We start from the raw sequence: 15327 nt of genomic DNA on the forward strand, positions 1-15327 counted from the left end.
GACATGTGCAGGGGCAGCCAGCCTTTCCCACACCGCTTGTCCGGTACTTGTTCACACCTCCACCCACACCCCCGCCCTCGCCGTCACCGCCCGACGCACAGCCGCACTCCGTCTCACCCTCAACTCCGCCCCGCGAACGGCTCTTTTGACGCGTTGAACGCACTGAACGGGTCGTTTGGTGCGTTGAACGCACTGAACGGGTCGTTCAGGGCTTACAACGCACGAAGGAGGCGTTCGCGGTGGGCGGAGTGCTAGCGGCGGGCTCGGGAGAGGAGGGTCTGGAGGACGACGACGGTCACCAGGACGGCGCCGCTGACGACCGCCTGGAGGTTGGAGTTGAAGCCGCCGACCTGGTTGATCAGGTCTTGGATCACGAAGAGCAGCGCCACTCCGGCGAGCGTGCCGCTGACGCTGCCCATGCCGCCGGTGAGCAGTGTCCCGCCGATCACCACGGCGGCGATCGCGTTGAGCTCCAGGCCGACGCCGATCACCGTGACGCCCGATCCGAGCTGCGCGGCGTTCATCGCGCCCGCGAGCCCGGCCAGCGTCGCGGACAGCACGTACACGCCGACCTTGGTCGAGGTGACGGAGAGCCCCATCAGGTTCGCCGCGTCCTCACCGCCGCCGATGGCGAACAACCGCATGCCGAACCTGGTGCGCTGCAACACGATCCCGCCGACCACGTACAGCAGCACCACGATCAGCACGGGCACGCCGATGCCGAGCACGCTGCCCTGCCCGAGCTGGAGGAAAGCCGAATCGCGCGGCACGAGGTAGGTCTCGCCGCCCTCATCGGTCAGGAACTGCAACAGGCCGCGCGCGAACAGCAAGCCGCCGAGCGTGACGATGAACGGGGCGAGTTTCGCCTTGCCCACCAACAAGCCCTGCACGAGCCCGATCGCCGCCGCGACCGCCAGCGGCACGAGCAGCGCGGCGAGCGGGCCCCACCGCGCCGAGTACGCGGCGAGCACTCCGGACAGCGCGTACACCGACCCCACGGACAGGTCGATGCCGCCGGAGACGATCACCATCGTCATGCCGAGCGCGATCACGGCGAGGAAGGACGCCTGCACCGCGAGGTTGCCGAGGTTGTACGCGGTGAGGAAGGTGTCGAAGGCCAGACCGCCGACCACGAGCAGCAGCACCAGCACGCCGAGCGCGCCGTGCCGCTGCACCATCCCCGCCACGGTGCCCGAGCGACTCTCCTGCGAAGTGCTCACGACGAGTTCCTCTCCCGCTGCACCAGCACCGCGGCCACGATGATCAGCGCCTGAGCCATCTGCGCCACCGAGGCGGGCACGTCGTTCTTGATCAGGGTCGCGGTGATCAGCTGCATCAGCACCGCGCCCGCCACCGTGCCGAGCACCCGCACCCGCCCGCCGGTGAGCGGGGTCCCGCCGACCACCACGGCGGTGATCGCGGACAGCTCGATCAGCTCGCCGAGCCGGGACGGGTCGCTCGCGGTGAGCCGCGCCGTCGCCAGCACCCCGGCCACCGCGGCGAGCACCCCGGCGATCACGTACACGCCGAGCAGCACGCGTTTCACCGGCAGACCGGCGAACTCCGCTGCGCGGGGGTTGCCGCCGACCGCGACGAGCTGGCGACCGCCCGTGGTCCGCCCGACCAGCAGCGCCACGAGCACCACCAGCACGACCGCGACGAGCACCGTGTACGGCACGCCGAACACCGAACCCGCGCCCAGCTCCCGGATCTCCGGGTTGCGCACCTCGCGCAGCTGACCGCCGGAGATCACCAGCGCCAGACCGCGCCCGCCGACCAGAAGCGCGAGCGTCGCCACGATCGGCTGCACCCCGATGAAGGCCACCAGCGAGCCGTTGAGCAGCCCGGCCGCCGCGCCCACCGCGAGGCAGATCACCACGGCCACCACGGGCCCGTAGCCCAGGTACATCGGCAGCATCGCGGTGGCCAGCGCCATCACCGACCCCACCGAAAGGTCGACGCCCTTGGTGCCGATGACCAGCGCCATGCCGAGCGCGACCACGAGCACCGGGACGACCTGGACGGCCTGCGTTCGCAGGTTGTCCACGGACAGGAAGTTCGGCGTGATCACCAGGTTCACCAGCACCAGCAGGCCCAGCGCCACGTACACGCCGTAGTCCCGCGCCAGCCCGACGAGGTGGGCGCGCGAGCCGGGCCGCACACCCGCCGTCACCAGCTCACTCATCGGTCCCTCCTTCGGCGATCGCGGACATCACGCCGTCCACGGAGACGTCGGAGTCGGTCAGCACGGCCACCGACGACCCGTCCTTGAGCACCACGATCCGGTCGGCCCCCTCGACCAGCTCCTCCAGGTCCGAGGAGACCAGCACGATGCCGAGGCCCTGCTCGGCGAGATCGTCCACGAGGGACTGGACCTCCGCCTTCGCGCCGACGTCGATGCCGCGCGTCGGCTCGTCCAGCAGCAGCACCTTCGGGCTCATCGCCAGCCAGCGCGCCAGCATCACCTTCTGCTGGTTGCCGCCGGAGAGCTCGTTGACCTTCTGCTCCGGACTGGAAGCCTTGATGCGCAAGCGTTCCATGAACGTCGCGACCACCTGGTCCTGCCGCGCCCGCGACACGATCCCGGCCCTGGAGAGCCGGGGCAGCGCCGCGAGCACGATGTTCTCCCTGACCGACAGGTGCGGGATGATGCCCTCCGCCTTGCGGTCCTCGGGCACCAGCACGACGCCCGCCCTGATCGCCGAGGCCGCAGAGCCCTTGCGGACCGTCCTGCCGTCGACCTCGATCACCCCGGCGTCCAGGGGTTGCAGTCCCACCAACGCCTTCACCGTCTCGCTGCGCCCGGAACCGAGCAGTCCGCCCAGCCCGAGCACCTCGCCCGGCTTCACCGACAGGTCGACCGCGCCGAGCACTCCGCGCCGGGACAGCCCGGTCGCCCGCAGCAACGCCGTCGACCCCGTCTCGTGATCCCCGCCGAAGGCCGTCGTGCCCTCGCGGCGCACCTCGTTCAGCGGCCTGCCGAGCATCGTCGAGACCAGTTCGAGGCGCGTCATCTCATACATCGGTCCACTGTGGACAAGGCGTCCGTCGCGCAGAACCGTGACGGCGTCGCAGATCTGGAACAGCTCCTCCATGCGATGGCTCACGTACACCACCGCGACATCGCGCTGGTGCAGCCTGCGGATCAGCTCGAACAGCGTCTCCACTTCACGCGGCTCCAACGACGACGTCGGCTCGTCCATGATCACGACCCGCGCGTCGGTGCTCACCGCGCGCGCGACCGCGACCATCTGCTGCACGCCGAGCCCGAGCGAACCGAGCTGCCGCCTCGGGTCGACGTCGATCCCGAGGTCCTCCAACAGGTTCGCCGCGTTGCGACGCATCCCCCTGAAGTCCACCAGCCCGAAGCCCGAGCGCGGTTCCCGCCCGAGGTACAGGTTGTGCGCAACGGACATCGACGGCACCAGGTTGACCTCCTGGTAGACCGTGCTGATGCCCGCGTCCTGCGCGGCGGCGGGGCGGGCGAAGGACACCGGCTCGCCGAGGTAGCGCAGCTCGCCGTCATCCGGTTGGTACACCCCGGTCAACACCTTGATCAGGGTGGACTTGCCAGCCCCGTTCTCGCCGACGAGCGCGTGCACCTCACCCGCGCGGAGCCGGAAATCGACCCCGCGCAGGGCGTGCACGCCCGCGAAGGACTTGCGTATCCCCGAGGCCTCCAGCACCACCTGTGCCGTGGTCTCGGGCATGTCCTCCGACATCAGGGCCTCCCTGGACGTGTCTGTGGGGCTCAGTAGGCGTTCGCGACCTCGGCCTTGGCGTTGGCGGTGTCGTAGGACTTGTCCTGGATGATCACCGTGGGCGTGATCGTCTCGCCCGCGTAGAACTTCTGCGCGGTGGAGAAGGCCAGCGGGCCGAAGCGCGGGTTGGACTCGATCACCGCGTTGAGGTCGCCGGCGACGATGCTCTCCACCGCGTTGCGCGTGCCGTCGACGGAGACGATCTTGATGTCCTGGCCGGGCTTCTTGCCCGCCGAGCGGACCGCGGTCACCGCGCCGAGCGCCATCTCGTCGTTCTGCGCGTAGATCGCGGTGATCCCGGGGTTGGCCTGCAACAGCTGCTCGGTGACCTGCTGGCCCTTCTCGCGGGCGAAGTCCCCGGTCTGCTCGGCGACGATCTGCAGGCCGGGCGCGCTGGCCTTCAGGTAGTCCTTGAAGCCGCTGGTGCGGTCGGTGGTCACGTTGTTGCCGGAGGAGCCCAGCAGGATCGCGACCTTGCCGGTGCCGCCGGTGGCCTTGGCCATCGCCTCACCGGCCCGCTTGCCCTGGTCGACGAAGTCGGAGCCGATGAAGGTCAGGTAGTCCTTGCACGGCGCCGCCGAGGACAGCTTGCGGTCCACGGTGATCACCGGGACCTTCTTCTCCCGCGCGGCGCGCAGCGCGGGTTCGAGGCCCTCGGAGTTCAGCGGCGCCACGATCAGCAGCTGCGCGCCCTGGGCGAGCATGCTCTGGATGTCGGAGATCTGCTTGCCCAGGTCGGAGTTGGCGTTGGTGGTGATCAGCCGTGCCCCGACCCGCTTCGCCTCCGCGGTGATCGAGGCGGTCTCGGCGATGCGGAACGGGTTGGCCTCCTTCTCCGACTGGGAGAAGCCCACCGTGGCCTTGGTCAGGTCCAGCTTCTCCACGCCGTACTGCTGCAGGGTGCAGCCCGCGCCGCCCGCGTCCTGGGTCTTGGTCACCTGCTGCCCGCCGCCGGAGGTCCCGCCGGGGTTGGCCCCGCCGCCCTCCGGGTTGGCGCAGCCGGTCAGCGCGAGCAGGGTCGCCGCCGTCAGCGCGGTGCCCATCCGGAGGCCGCGGGCGCGGCCCGCTGCGGGGGTCGAACGATCGGCGTTCATGCGATCGGCTCCTTCGTACAACGGCGTGCTTCGGAGGTCTGTCGGAGGTCTTACCGGGGTGTTCGGTGTTGTGGCCTAGCTCTCAATACCAGCCCGCACCGACAAACATGCCACCGAAGCGGGCGGAAGTAATGAGATTGATGGCAACGATCGCTCATTTTTGGACAAAAGTAGACAACCAGCGGTCACGCTGCGTCGCTTCGGGTGAACCGGCAGTCGTGGGATTGACCCGCCCGGCGAGCGCAGTTTGATGGGGAGTCCGGCCGCCGGAGGAGTTCCGCATGACCATGTCGCTCGCGCTCTCACGCCTCTACCGACCCATCACCCCCGCCGTGCACCCCAGAGCCGCCGAGCTGGCCGAGAGCACGCTGAGCTGGCTCGACGCCCACGGTCTTCCCAGCGCCGACGGCGCGCTGGTCGAGTTCAGCGCGCGCACCCTCCCGGACGCGCTGCCCGAGCGGGCCGAGCTGCTCGCGCGCTACACCTGCTGGGCCGCGCTGCTGCGGGCCGAGCTGGACGCGACGCGGTCCGGCTCGGGGGAGGTCCTCGACCGGGTGGTCCGATTCGGTCACGTGCTCGACGCGCCCGAGACCCCGGTGCCCGGCGGCGATCCCTTCGCGCTGGCGCTGTGCGACCTGCTGCGCCGGGGCCGCCGCATGGTGTCCCCGTTGCAGCTGCGCCGCTTCACCGAGGCCGTGCGCTCGTGGTGGCTCGGCCTCGTCGCCGAGCGCGCCCTCGTCGAACGCGGACAGCGTCCCGGCTTCGCCGACTGGGCGGTGCTGCGCCCGCAGAGCGGCGGGGCGGCCGTGATGGGCGTGAAGGTCGAGCTCGCGCTCGGGCCCGAAGTGCCGGAGTGGGAGCTGAACGGCCCGGTCGCCCGCGCCGCGACCGAGGCGGCGTGGACGGTCGCGCTGGCCGACCTCGACCTGCACTCCTGCCACCTGCACTCCTGTCACCGCGAGGGCGAGCCCTCGGCGCTCAACCTGGTCTCCGCGCTGCGGGTGGACGCCCCGTCGCTGTCCGTGGCCGAGGCCTTCGACGCCGCCGTGGACGTGCGGGACCGGGCGCTCGCGCTGTTCCTGCGCCTGCGCGCGCAACTCTCGCCGCTGTCCGGTCCGGCGATGCGCCGCTACCTCACCGGAGTGGGCCGCGCGGTCGCCGGCACCACCGAGTGGCGCTTCGGTCCGGCACCGGAGGGTCCCTCGATCCAGGACATCCCCGCCGTCTCGCCGCAACCTCTCGCCGCGCCAACCGTCTCGTGGTGGTGGGACCAGCTCGACGCGGGCGCGCGCGTGCCTGGGCCACGCGGCCCGTTTGGTTAGGAGTTCACCGACGATCTTGTGCTCTTCGTGACTTTCGGCCTCTCGTTCACGCGACGGTGCGACAGGAACGGCGGGGGAACGAATAGGGTGGGGTGGTCGCGGAGCGTGGCCGCGCGGGCGGGGACCCGCGCCCCGCCACGGTCGAGGAGGGATCAGTGGAGCCGCTCGAAACGGTGCTGGAAGGCCTGCACCGCTTGTTCGGGTTCAACGTCTGCCCTGGTGACTGGGCGTGGACGCTCATCGCCGCCGGCGTGCTCTTCGGTTTCCTGCCCACGGCGGGCGCCGTGACCATCGCGCTGATCCGCAAGGTCACGGGCAACCGGACCTCGCTGGTGACGCTGCTCCCGTTCGCCTTCATCGCCGTCTTCAGCACCCTCGCGCTGCCGCTGCTGGCCATGGGCGGCAGCTCGAACCTGCTCGTCTCGATGCGCCAGGGCTACTCCGGAGTCGTCGGCGGTTCCTCGCTCAACTCCGGCGTCTGTTTCGGCGCGGTCAGCCAGGGGCAGCTGCTGACCACCAACAGCGTCCAGTCCGTGCTGACCAACGGCACCTGGCACGGCTGGGTCGGCTGGCCCGTCCTGACCGGCATCCCCGTGCTGGTCCTGGTGTCGGTGTTCTTCCAGGGCATGCTGGCCTTCCGCAAGGGCGCGCGCTTCCCCGTGTGGTTCTTCACCGGGTCCTTCGCGGCGCTGTTCTTCCTGACCCTGGACAAGAAAGCGGGTGTGATGGGCTTCCTCTGGGCGGGCTTCCTGCTCGCCGCGATCGTGGGACCGATCCTGGTCTGGCTGATCGGCGGTCCCGGTCAGCGGGCCATCGACCGCGCCTCGGACGCCGCCCGCGCCCGCAGGGAGTCCGCGCACGAGGCGAAGCCGGCACTGGCAGCGCAGTCAGCACACGGAGAACACGGAGCCGACCAGGTGGACCGCCGGGCCATTCAGCCAGCACGACCGCAGCAGGCGCCAGCGCCGACCAGGGTCGAGCAGCCCCAGCACAACCAGCAGCAACAGCACAACCAGCAGCAGCGCAACCAGCAGCACCCGCCGACCAGGGTGGACATGCAGGCGGCGCAGAACCAGCAGCAGCCCTACCAGAGCGCGCCGCGCCCGCCGGTTCCCCAGCCCCAGCCGCAGACCCCGCCGCCCGCGCAGGAGCGGCCGGGCCTGGCCAACACGCCCGGCCCGCTGCCCTTCGCGCTCGGCGGCCCACCGCCCGCTCCCGGCCCGTCCTCGATGGGCATGGCCGCCGGTGCCGCCGCGATGGCCGCCGCCGCGGGCGTCGCGGGCTCGGGCAAGGCCGAGATGCCCCAGGCCAGCGGTCGCTTCCGGCGCATCCGCCAGCTCGGCGAGGGCGGTTTCGGCAAGGTGTGGCTGGCCATGGACACCAACCTCGGCCGCACCGTGGCGATCAAGCTCGCGCACGCCCCCGACGCCGAGGCCGAGGAACGGATGCTGCGCGAGGCCCGCGCGCTCGCCTCGATCCGCCACCCCAACTGCGTCCGGGTCTACGACCTGGTCAACGAGGGGGAGGGGCTGGCCATCGTGATGGAGTACATCGAGGGCCGCTCGCTCAGCGACGTCGTCTCCGACGACGGCCTGCTCGACGACGTGATGGCCGCCCGGCTCTGGGTGACCATGGCAGGGGCGCTCAACGCCGCGCACAGCAAGGGCGTGCTGCACCGCGACATGAAGCCCTCCAACGTGATCGTCGACGACGACGCCATCGCGCACCTGATCGACTTCGGCATCGCCCGCAAGCGCGGCGACTCCACCCTGACCGCGGCGGGCTTCATGCTCGGCACCCCCGACTTCATCGCCCCCGAGGTGGCCGCGGGCAAGAGCGCCAGCCCCGCCTCCGACGCCTGGCAGCTGGCCGCCACGATCAACTACGCGCTCAGCGGCCAGCCCCCGCGCGGCGACCAGGGCGACCCCGCCTCCGCCCTGCTGGCCGCCGCGCGCGGTGGCGGCGAACTGCACCTGCCCGAGAAGAGCGCCCACCGCGCCATGCTCGCCGCCGCGTTGCAGCCCGACCCCTCGCGCAGGCCGACGCTCGGCACCATCGAGCGCGAGGTCGGCACCTGGCTCAACCGCGGCGGTTTCAAGCAGGACGGCCCGGTCACCACGATGATCCACAAGTCGCAGCTGGAGAAGACGCGCGTCACCCCGCCGCCCCCGCCCGCGAAGCGGCCGACCCCTCCCCAGGGCGCCCCGACGCAGATCACCCCCGGCCGCAACCCCCTGGGCGAGGAGACCAAGCGCGTCGACGAGCACCGGCGCCCTCCGCACCCCGGCCGCCGCAACGGCCCGACCCCCACCCGCAAGTTCTGACCCGGGGGCTCAACGGTCCGCCTGCCAGGTGATGTTCGCGGGCCGGTCGCCGTCGGTGACCAGGAACTCCCGCACCGCTTGCCGCACGTCGTCCAGGGGGATCTCGGAGTTCGGCGGGAACTCGGTGTCGGTGTCCATGTAGAAGTACTGCAGCGGTTCACCGTCGGCAGGCCCGGCACCCGTGCTGTAGACGCCTTCGAACCACTCGCGCCCGCTGTAGCGGAGAACGCCGACATCTCCGTTGACGCCCACGTCCAGTCCTTGGGTGTACGGGTCGCCGGAGAGGTGCACTTCCATGAGGATCGGCGCGATGGCGGGAGACTCGGCTCGCACGTGGTCGATCAGCGCGTCGATCTCCTCCACGGTGCCGACCGTGACCGGCTCGTCGCCGTGTTCACGGGCGTAGTACACATCTAGGGCAGCCACGATGAGGTCTTCCCTCCTTGATATCGGCGATAGAAGCCGTCTGCGCCGTACACGGTCAGCGTGTACCCCTTGGGCAAGATCACGCCGATCAGCGCGTCGCATCCTAGGGGCCCTGGGCACGGCACGTGGTTCACCAGCAAGGTGGCGGAGCGAATGCCGTTCACCCGCATGTGGACGGCCAGCTTCATCTCCACATCGGACGCCTTCGAGGGGATTCGGCTGACGCGCATGTCCTTGAAGAACTGAATCGCTCGCTCGTACTTCGCGTCTCTCCCGCTGATCTCGGTGTGCGTACTGCCGTCCGGGCCGATCCAGCGGCCGTGGGTCTTCTGGCCGGAGCGCGGCACGACGGGCGGAGGCAGCTCGGCGCGCAGCCGGTCGATCAGATCGCGTTGCGGGACGACGTACGTCGTTGGCTGAACCGTCCCGTCGCCCGCGAGAGCGGTGATGAAGTCCCGCACTCGTTCCCCGAGTGCCATCACGGAGCGAAGGGCGGTGTTCAGCTCGGCGGCACTCCGACCCAGCAGGCTGAGTGCGTCGTGGGCCGAGGGATCGCGAGTGCCGGCCGTGGCGTCGCTGTACTGGGCGCCGGCCTCGTCGAGGAGGTCAGCGGCCTGGCCGAGGCCTGCCTGGGCTTGGCCGCAGGAGCTCACCACGCCGCGCAGGCGGGAGATGACGTCCCCGAGCGTGCTCACGGAGACGAGCGTAGAAGCGGTCACCGTTTCGGATGAGGGCGAATGCCGGGGTGCGGGGATCGAAGTTCTTGGTCCGGGACAACGGAAAAGCGCCACGCACGCGTAGGTCTTCCCGTATCGGGAGCGCGGTGCTCCCGGGGACGAGGGAGCGTGCATGCGGGCGTATTCCAGTCGTTGGGTGCCCTTATCGGCACTCGTCCTAGCGGCGTCGGTGGTGGTGGCGCCGAGCGCGGTTGCCCAGGACCGCGGCGATGGTGCGAGGGCGCCGAAGGAGCGGACGGTCACGCTGCTCACGGGCGACAAGGTTGCGGTACGCGGTACCGATGTGGTCGGAGTTCGGCCGGGGCCGGGCCGGGACGGCATGGCCTTCCACAGCGTGATCCTGAACGGGAAGCGGCACGTCTACCCGGCGGACGCGGTGCCGCTGGTGCGGGAGAACCGGCTCGACGACACGCTGTTCAACGTCACGGAGCTGATCAGCCAGGGCTTCGACGACGCGTCATCGCCGGTGCTGCCGGTGCTGATGACGAGGCAGCCGCAGCGCGCGCGTGCGGTGCCGCGGGCGGGGACGGTGACACGGGACCTTCCGGGACTGGGTATCACCGCGGTGGCGCAGCCGAGGGCTCGGGCGGGCGAGTTCTGGGCCTCGCTGAACGGGCCGTCGTTGCGGGCGCCGCAGGTGAAGGTGTGGCTCAACCGCAGGCTGCAGCCGAGCCTGGACCAGAGCGCCGCGCTGATCGGGGCGCCCGAGGTGTGGCGCGCGGGCGGGACCGGAGCCGGGGTCCCGGTCGCGGTACTCGATACCGGCTGGGACCAGAAGCATCCGGACCTGGCGGGACGGGTGAGCGAGTCGAAGAGCTTCCTGGTTGACGAGCCGGTCGATGACACGCACGGTCACGGCACGCACGTGGCGTCGACGATCGCCGGTGCCGGGCCGAAGTTCCGCGGCATCGCGCCGGAGGCGAAGCTGCTGATCGGCAAGGTGTGCGGGACCTTCGGCTGCCCGGAGGACGCGATCCTCGCAGGCATGCAGTGGGCCGCCGACCGGGGTGCCCGCGTGGTCAACATGAGCCTCGGCGGAGCACCCACCGACGGCACGGACCCGGTGTCGCAGGCGGTGAACACGTTGTCCGCCAAGACGGGGACGCTGTTCGTGATCGCATCCGGCAACTCCGGCCTTGACGAGGCCGTCGAGTCACCCGGCTCCGCCGACGCGGCGTTGACGGTCGCAGCGAGCAGCAAGTCCGACGCGCTCGCCCCGTTCTCCAGCAGGGGCCCGCGACTGGGCGACCACGCCGCGAAACCGGACATCGCCGCGCCGGGCGTGGACATCGTGGCCGCGCGCGCCGCAGGAACGCTGTCGCAGTTCGCGGTGAGCGAGTCCCACGCACGCCTGTCCGGCACCTCGATGGCCACGCCGCACGTCGCGGGCGCGGTCGCGGTGCTGGCGCAGCGGCACCCGGACTGGAAGGGCGAGCAGCTCAAGGCCGCGGTCATGGGCGCGGCGACCCCGCTGAACGGGGCGTCGGTGTTCGGCCAGGGTGCCGGGCGGCTGGACCTCGCGCGCGCCTTCCACCAGCAGGTCCGCGTCGAACCCGCCTCGCTGTCCATGGGCAGCGTACCGGCGGGCACCACCGAGCCGGTGAGCAAGAAAGTCCGCTACACCAACGATTCCGACAAGCCGGTGACGCTGAAGCTGGACCTGCCCGCGCAGGGCGGACTGCTCGCGGTGGACAAGAAGGACCTCGTCGTCCCCGCCAAGGGCTCGGCCGAGGCGACCGTCACCGCCGACTTCCGCAAGGCCACCGGGCTGTTCGGGGTTCGTTTGACCGCAACGGCTCCTGGTGTCTCACTGCGCACTTCGGTGGTGGCCGAGACCGGCCCGAAGACGCATGTCCTCACCGTGAAAGCCTTCAGTCACAAGGGAACTCCGGAACCCAGCGTCTCGGTTCTGTTGCAGGACATCGACTCCGGCAAGGCCCGCATGGTGCGCTCGGAGAGCGAGGGTGTCCCTGAGGGGCGCTACCGCGTGCTCGCTCAGGTGATCGACGTGGAGCACCCGCCCGGCTACCCCTACGGCGTGTTCACCGATCGCGTGAAGTTCGCGCAGGAGATCACCGTCACCAAGGACACCGAACTGGTGCTCGACGGTCGCGACGCCAAGCCGGTCGACGTGCGGGTGGACGACCCCGAGGCCGTGCAGACCCCGCTCCAGATGGGGCACGAGGTCGGCGTCCTGTCGCAGCTGCCCGGCAAGGGGCTCTCCGGCGTGTCGATGGTGTCCAAGCCGGGCAAGGAGTTCGTCGTCCCGAGCAAGCCGATGGCCGGACTTTCCCTGTACAGCAACACTTCCTGGAACCGCAGGGTCATTTCCGCCGCGTTCGGCGATGTGGAGCTTGAGCCGGCGGATGTCAGTCCGCTCGGTTTCCGGGGTGAGGTGTCGGCGAAGGTCGTCGACGTCGGCAAGGGCACGCCCGAGGAGCTGGCCAAGGTCGACGTGCGCGGCGCGTTCGCGCTCTTCGCGCCGGGATACCTGCCCTCGGCCGAGATCACCAAGCGCGCGGCCGCCATGTTCGCAGCCGGAGCAGCTGGAGTGCTGGGGGAGGACGCCTTCCCGGTGCACGACCCGGCATGGACCGGGCCGACGCTGGCGTTGCCGGAGCCCAAGGCCGCGATCCTCCGCGAGGCGATGCAGGCCGGGCCGGTGACGGTGCGCGTGCGTGGCATCGCCAACCCGCCCGCCGCGTACGTCCTGCACGACCGCGCCGTTGGCGGGCTGCCCAACGGTGTCACGTGGCACCACTCCGCGCGCGACCTCGCCAAGGTCAGGACCGAGCTGCACAGGACGGGCCCGGGCCAGCTGCGCACCGCAGCCGAGGGTTTGGTCAATGTCGACGGCATGTGGTTCGGCTCGCGGATTCCGCTGCGGGCGCCCGCGGAGCTGGACGTGTTCTACACGCCGGACCGGCCGTGGGTGACTGTCAGCGCGATCGGTGTCGACGCGCAAGGAATGCCTTACGGGGTCCAGGAAACTGCGCCAACCGTCTTCAAGAAGGGGCAGTCCTCCCGCTTGGACGTGTTCAAGGCGCCGTTCAACCCCGAGCTGACCCGTGACGGTGTGACGCGTGAGGGGAACAAGCTCCGCGTGGAACTGCCGATGTTCACGCAGTCTGGAACTCAGTCCCCGAGCGGCGCGTACAGCCCGGCGCACGACAAGGGCTCGACCACGATCACCGTGGCGGGCAAGAAGGCCGGCGGCAGCGACGTCCCCGGGATCGCCACCGTGGACGTTCCCGCGCAGCGCCTTCCGGTTGAGCTGAAGGTCGACGCCACGCGCACGATGCCCGGCGTCGACGTGGGAACGGGCTCCAGCGCGGTGTGGAAGTTCCACAGTGGACAGACGAGCGAGCTGGTCCCGCTCGCGCTGCCGGACGTGCGCTACGACCTCGACCCGAAGCGCGCGAAGCCCGGGGAGTTCGGGTTCCGCGTCAGCGGCGGCAAGGCGATCACGATGGAGATCTCCACCGACGACGGGAGAACGTGGGCCCCGGTGCCCGTGCTGTCCTCCGGTGCGGTCAAGGTCGTCAACCCCGCACAGGGGTTCGTGTCGCTGCGCACCACTGCGGTCGACGCGAGCGGGGCTTCGGTGACGGAGACGCTGATCCGCGCCTACCGAGTCCTCTGAGGTGGCAGGGCTGGGCGGAGTCCGCTCAGCCCTGTTCCACCACGGCGGGGTGGCGGGGGTCGTCGGCGCGGACCACGACGTCGGCCAGCAGCGCGGGATCGACCTCGTTCTCGTAGCGCTCGAAGGCGCCCAGCGTCCAGTGCCGCTCCGGCGGAGTTCGCCTGGCCAGTGCCGACCGCGAGAGCCACAGGTGCACCACCAGGTCCAGCGGCAACCCTTGGCCGAGCAGCAGCGGCCCGTCCAGCACGAGGACCCCGCCCACGGCGAGGTCCACATAGGACGCGCGGCTGGCGCGGTCGGTGGTGGCGTCCCACAGGCTCGGCAGCACCCGCCCGGACCCGCCGGGGGAGAGCGGCTCCAGCAGCTCCCTGGTGATCCCCTTGACGTCCAGCCAGTCCTGGTAGAACGCGTCCGGATCCTCGCGGCCGTGCTCGAAGCGCAACGAGGCCGGGCGCAGGAACCCGCCCGCCGACGCGCGCAGCACCGCACGCCCGCCGAGCCGCAACGGTTCCACCAACGCATCCGCCAGCCGAGCCGTCCCGGCGGCCTCCGCGCCGTCCACCGCGAGCCTGACCCACGCGTCGCGCGGCAGCTCCACCACCCGCGCCGCGATCTCGGTGACCAGCCGCTCCGGCGTCACCGCCCTGACGCGCACATCTCCTCCTCGCGGGCCTCCGGCGTACGAGGGTGGCTTTCGCCCGCTCCGTGGCCCCCCCGATGCCACGATGACGCGAAGCGGGCTCACGTGCCAAACCCTGGGCAGGCACGGGTGACTTCTCGCTCACCGCCACACCCCTCGCGCCGCAGCCAGGCATCCGCCCGCCCAACCGCCGGGGTTGGGACCTGAATGACTCATTCAGGGCGCTCAAGCACCTCAATGAGTCATTCAGGGCGACAGCACGACGGGTGGGTCAGGCCATGGGGCGCACGGTCATGGACTGCTGGATGGCGTACTCGACCAGGGTGATCAGCGCGAGCTTGGTCGACTCCTTGGTGCGCGCGTCGCAGACCACCATCGGGACCGAGTCGTCGATGGTCAACGCCTCGCGGACGTCTTCGATGCGGTGGTGCAGCATGCCGTCGAAGCAGTTGAGCGCGACGATGTAGGGCAGCTGGCGGTCGTCGAAGAAGTCGATGGAGGCGAAGGCGTCGGCGAGCCTGCGGGTGTCGACGAGCACGATCGCGCCGATGGCCCCGCGCACGAGGTCGTCCCACATGAACCAGAACCGGTGCTGGCCGGGCGTGCCGAACAGGTACAGGATCAGGTCGCGGTCCAGCGAGACGCGGCCGAAGTCCATCGCCACCGTGGTGGTGACCTTGTTCGGCGTCGCGGAGAGGTCGTCCACCCCCGCGCTGGCCTCGGTCATCACCGCCTCGGTGGTCAACGGCACGATCTCCGACACCGACCCCACGAAGGTCGTCTTGCCGACGCCGAAGCCGCCGGCCACCACGATCTTGGCCGAGGTCGTCGCCCGGCTGGTGTCCGGTGTGTGCGGATCAAAGCCTGCGGAGCCCACTGAGCACCCTTTCCAGGAACGCGATCGAGGGCTGGTCGCCGGACACCAGACCGTTCTGGTGCACCTGGACCAACCCCATCGTCGCCATGTCGCCGATCAGTACCCTGACCACGCCCAGCGGAAGCCGCATCCGGGCCGCGACCTCAGCCACCGACCGGGTCTCGATGCACAACCGGCTGATGGATCGGTGCTCGGCAAGCCCGATGGCTTCCCGGTCGCCCGCGGCGTGGTCGCTGGTGCGGACCAGAGCCTCGATCGGAAGATCGTAGTCGGGTCGCGTCCGGCCGCGTGTCCGGGCGTAGGGGCGAGCGAGCATACCGGTCTCGGTCAGCGGGGAGCGCAGCTCGTGCCTGCCCTCCGGCTGCTCGGCGAAACCACCGAGCTCGGCCCGGTGGTCCTCCGCCGCGCCGTACCCGGTGTTGTGCTGCCCACCGTGGGTGTAGAGCTGCGACCAGTTGTCGCCGGTGTTCTCCGGGTCGTAGTAGGAGCCCGAGCTCATCTCG

At 70.6% G+C, this 15327-nt stretch carries 12 protein-coding genes; 3 read left to right on the forward strand and 9 right to left on the reverse strand.

Annotated features, from left to right (window positions below; translation table 11 throughout):
• Positions 1-251 precede the first annotated feature (251 nt).
• The 4 genes from ABD798_RS14705 to ABD798_RS14720 are packed head-to-tail and all read right to left on the reverse strand — an operon-like array spanning position 252 to position 4855.
• Positions 252-1220: an ABC transporter permease gene (locus ABD798_RS14705; RefSeq protein WP_425549220.1), complete on the reverse strand. Its 969-nt coding sequence runs from the start codon at positions 1218-1220 to the stop codon at positions 252-254.
• A complete protein-coding gene (locus ABD798_RS14710) occupies positions 1217-2185 on the reverse strand; it encodes an ABC transporter permease (protein WP_344874904.1) in 969 nt (322 codons plus the stop codon). Before ABD798_RS14710 ends, ABD798_RS14705 begins: the two co-directional genes overlap by 4 nt.
• A complete protein-coding gene (locus ABD798_RS14715) occupies positions 2178-3722 on the reverse strand; it encodes a sugar ABC transporter ATP-binding protein (protein ID WP_344874906.1) in 1545 nt (514 codons plus the stop codon). Before ABD798_RS14715 ends, ABD798_RS14710 begins: the two co-directional genes overlap by 8 nt.
• 29 nt (positions 3723-3751) lie before the next feature.
• Positions 3752-4855, reverse strand: coding sequence for an ABC transporter substrate-binding protein (locus tag ABD798_RS14720; RefSeq protein ID WP_344874908.1), 1104 nt, complete (start codon positions 4853-4855; stop codon positions 3752-3754).
• 281 nt (positions 4856-5136) lie between these two features.
• Here ABD798_RS14720 and ABD798_RS14725 point away from each other — a divergent pair, with 281 nt between their 5' ends.
• Together ABD798_RS14725 and ABD798_RS14730 are read left to right on the forward strand one after the other, a co-directional pair.
• Positions 5137-6177 carry a terpene synthase family protein gene (locus tag ABD798_RS14725; protein WP_344874910.1) on the forward strand — a complete coding sequence of 347 codons (1041 nt, stop codon included), beginning with the start codon at positions 5137-5139 and terminating at the stop codon, positions 6175-6177.
• A gap of 155 nt (positions 6178-6332) precedes the next feature.
• Positions 6333-8501: a serine/threonine-protein kinase gene (locus tag ABD798_RS14730; RefSeq protein WP_344874912.1), complete on the forward strand. Its 2169-nt coding sequence runs from the start codon at positions 6333-6335 to the stop codon at positions 8499-8501.
• A gap of 9 nt (positions 8502-8510) precedes the next feature.
• Here ABD798_RS14730 and ABD798_RS14735 read toward each other — a convergent pair whose 3' ends face one another.
• Together ABD798_RS14735 and ABD798_RS14740 are read right to left on the reverse strand one after the other, a co-directional pair.
• Positions 8511-8927, reverse strand: coding sequence for an Imm1 family immunity protein (locus tag ABD798_RS14735; protein WP_344874914.1), 417 nt, complete (start codon positions 8925-8927; stop codon positions 8511-8513).
• The gene (locus ABD798_RS14740) at positions 8915-9622 is read right to left on the reverse strand and encodes a DddA-like double-stranded DNA deaminase toxin (protein ID WP_344874916.1); all 708 of its coding nucleotides are present in this window, start codon (positions 9620-9622) and stop codon (positions 8915-8917) included. The genes ABD798_RS14735 and ABD798_RS14740 overlap by 13 nt, the downstream gene beginning before the upstream one ends.
• A 178-nt stretch (positions 9623-9800) precedes the next feature.
• On the opposite strand from ABD798_RS14740, the gene ABD798_RS14745 reads away from it, so the two are divergent.
• On the forward strand, positions 9801-13307 hold the full coding sequence (locus tag ABD798_RS14745; RefSeq protein ID WP_344874918.1) for a S8 family peptidase: 3507 nt from the start codon (positions 9801-9803) through the stop codon (positions 13305-13307).
• A 25-nt stretch (positions 13308-13332) separates the two neighbouring features.
• Here ABD798_RS14745 and ABD798_RS14750 read toward each other — a convergent pair whose 3' ends face one another.
• The 3 genes from ABD798_RS14750 to ABD798_RS14760 form a co-directional block, all read right to left on the reverse strand.
• Complete coding sequence (locus tag ABD798_RS14750; RefSeq protein WP_344874920.1) at positions 13333-13962, reverse strand: nucleoside/nucleotide kinase family protein; 630 nt, start codon at positions 13960-13962, stop codon at positions 13333-13335.
• Positions 13963-14218: 256 nt separating this feature from the next.
• Positions 14219-14824, reverse strand: coding sequence for a GTP-binding protein (locus ABD798_RS14755; protein ID WP_344874922.1), 606 nt, complete (start codon positions 14822-14824; stop codon positions 14219-14221).
• A complete protein-coding gene (locus tag ABD798_RS14760; RefSeq protein ID WP_425549221.1) occupies positions 14805-15323 on the reverse strand; it encodes a DUF742 domain-containing protein in 519 nt (172 codons plus the stop codon). The genes ABD798_RS14755 and ABD798_RS14760 overlap by 20 nt, the downstream gene beginning before the upstream one ends.
• Between the last annotated feature and the right edge of the window lie 4 nt (positions 15324-15327).

The organism is Allokutzneria multivorans (assembly GCF_039537405.1).
Taxonomy (GTDB): domain Bacteria; phylum Actinomycetota; class Actinomycetes; order Mycobacteriales; family Pseudonocardiaceae; genus Allokutzneria; species Allokutzneria multivorans.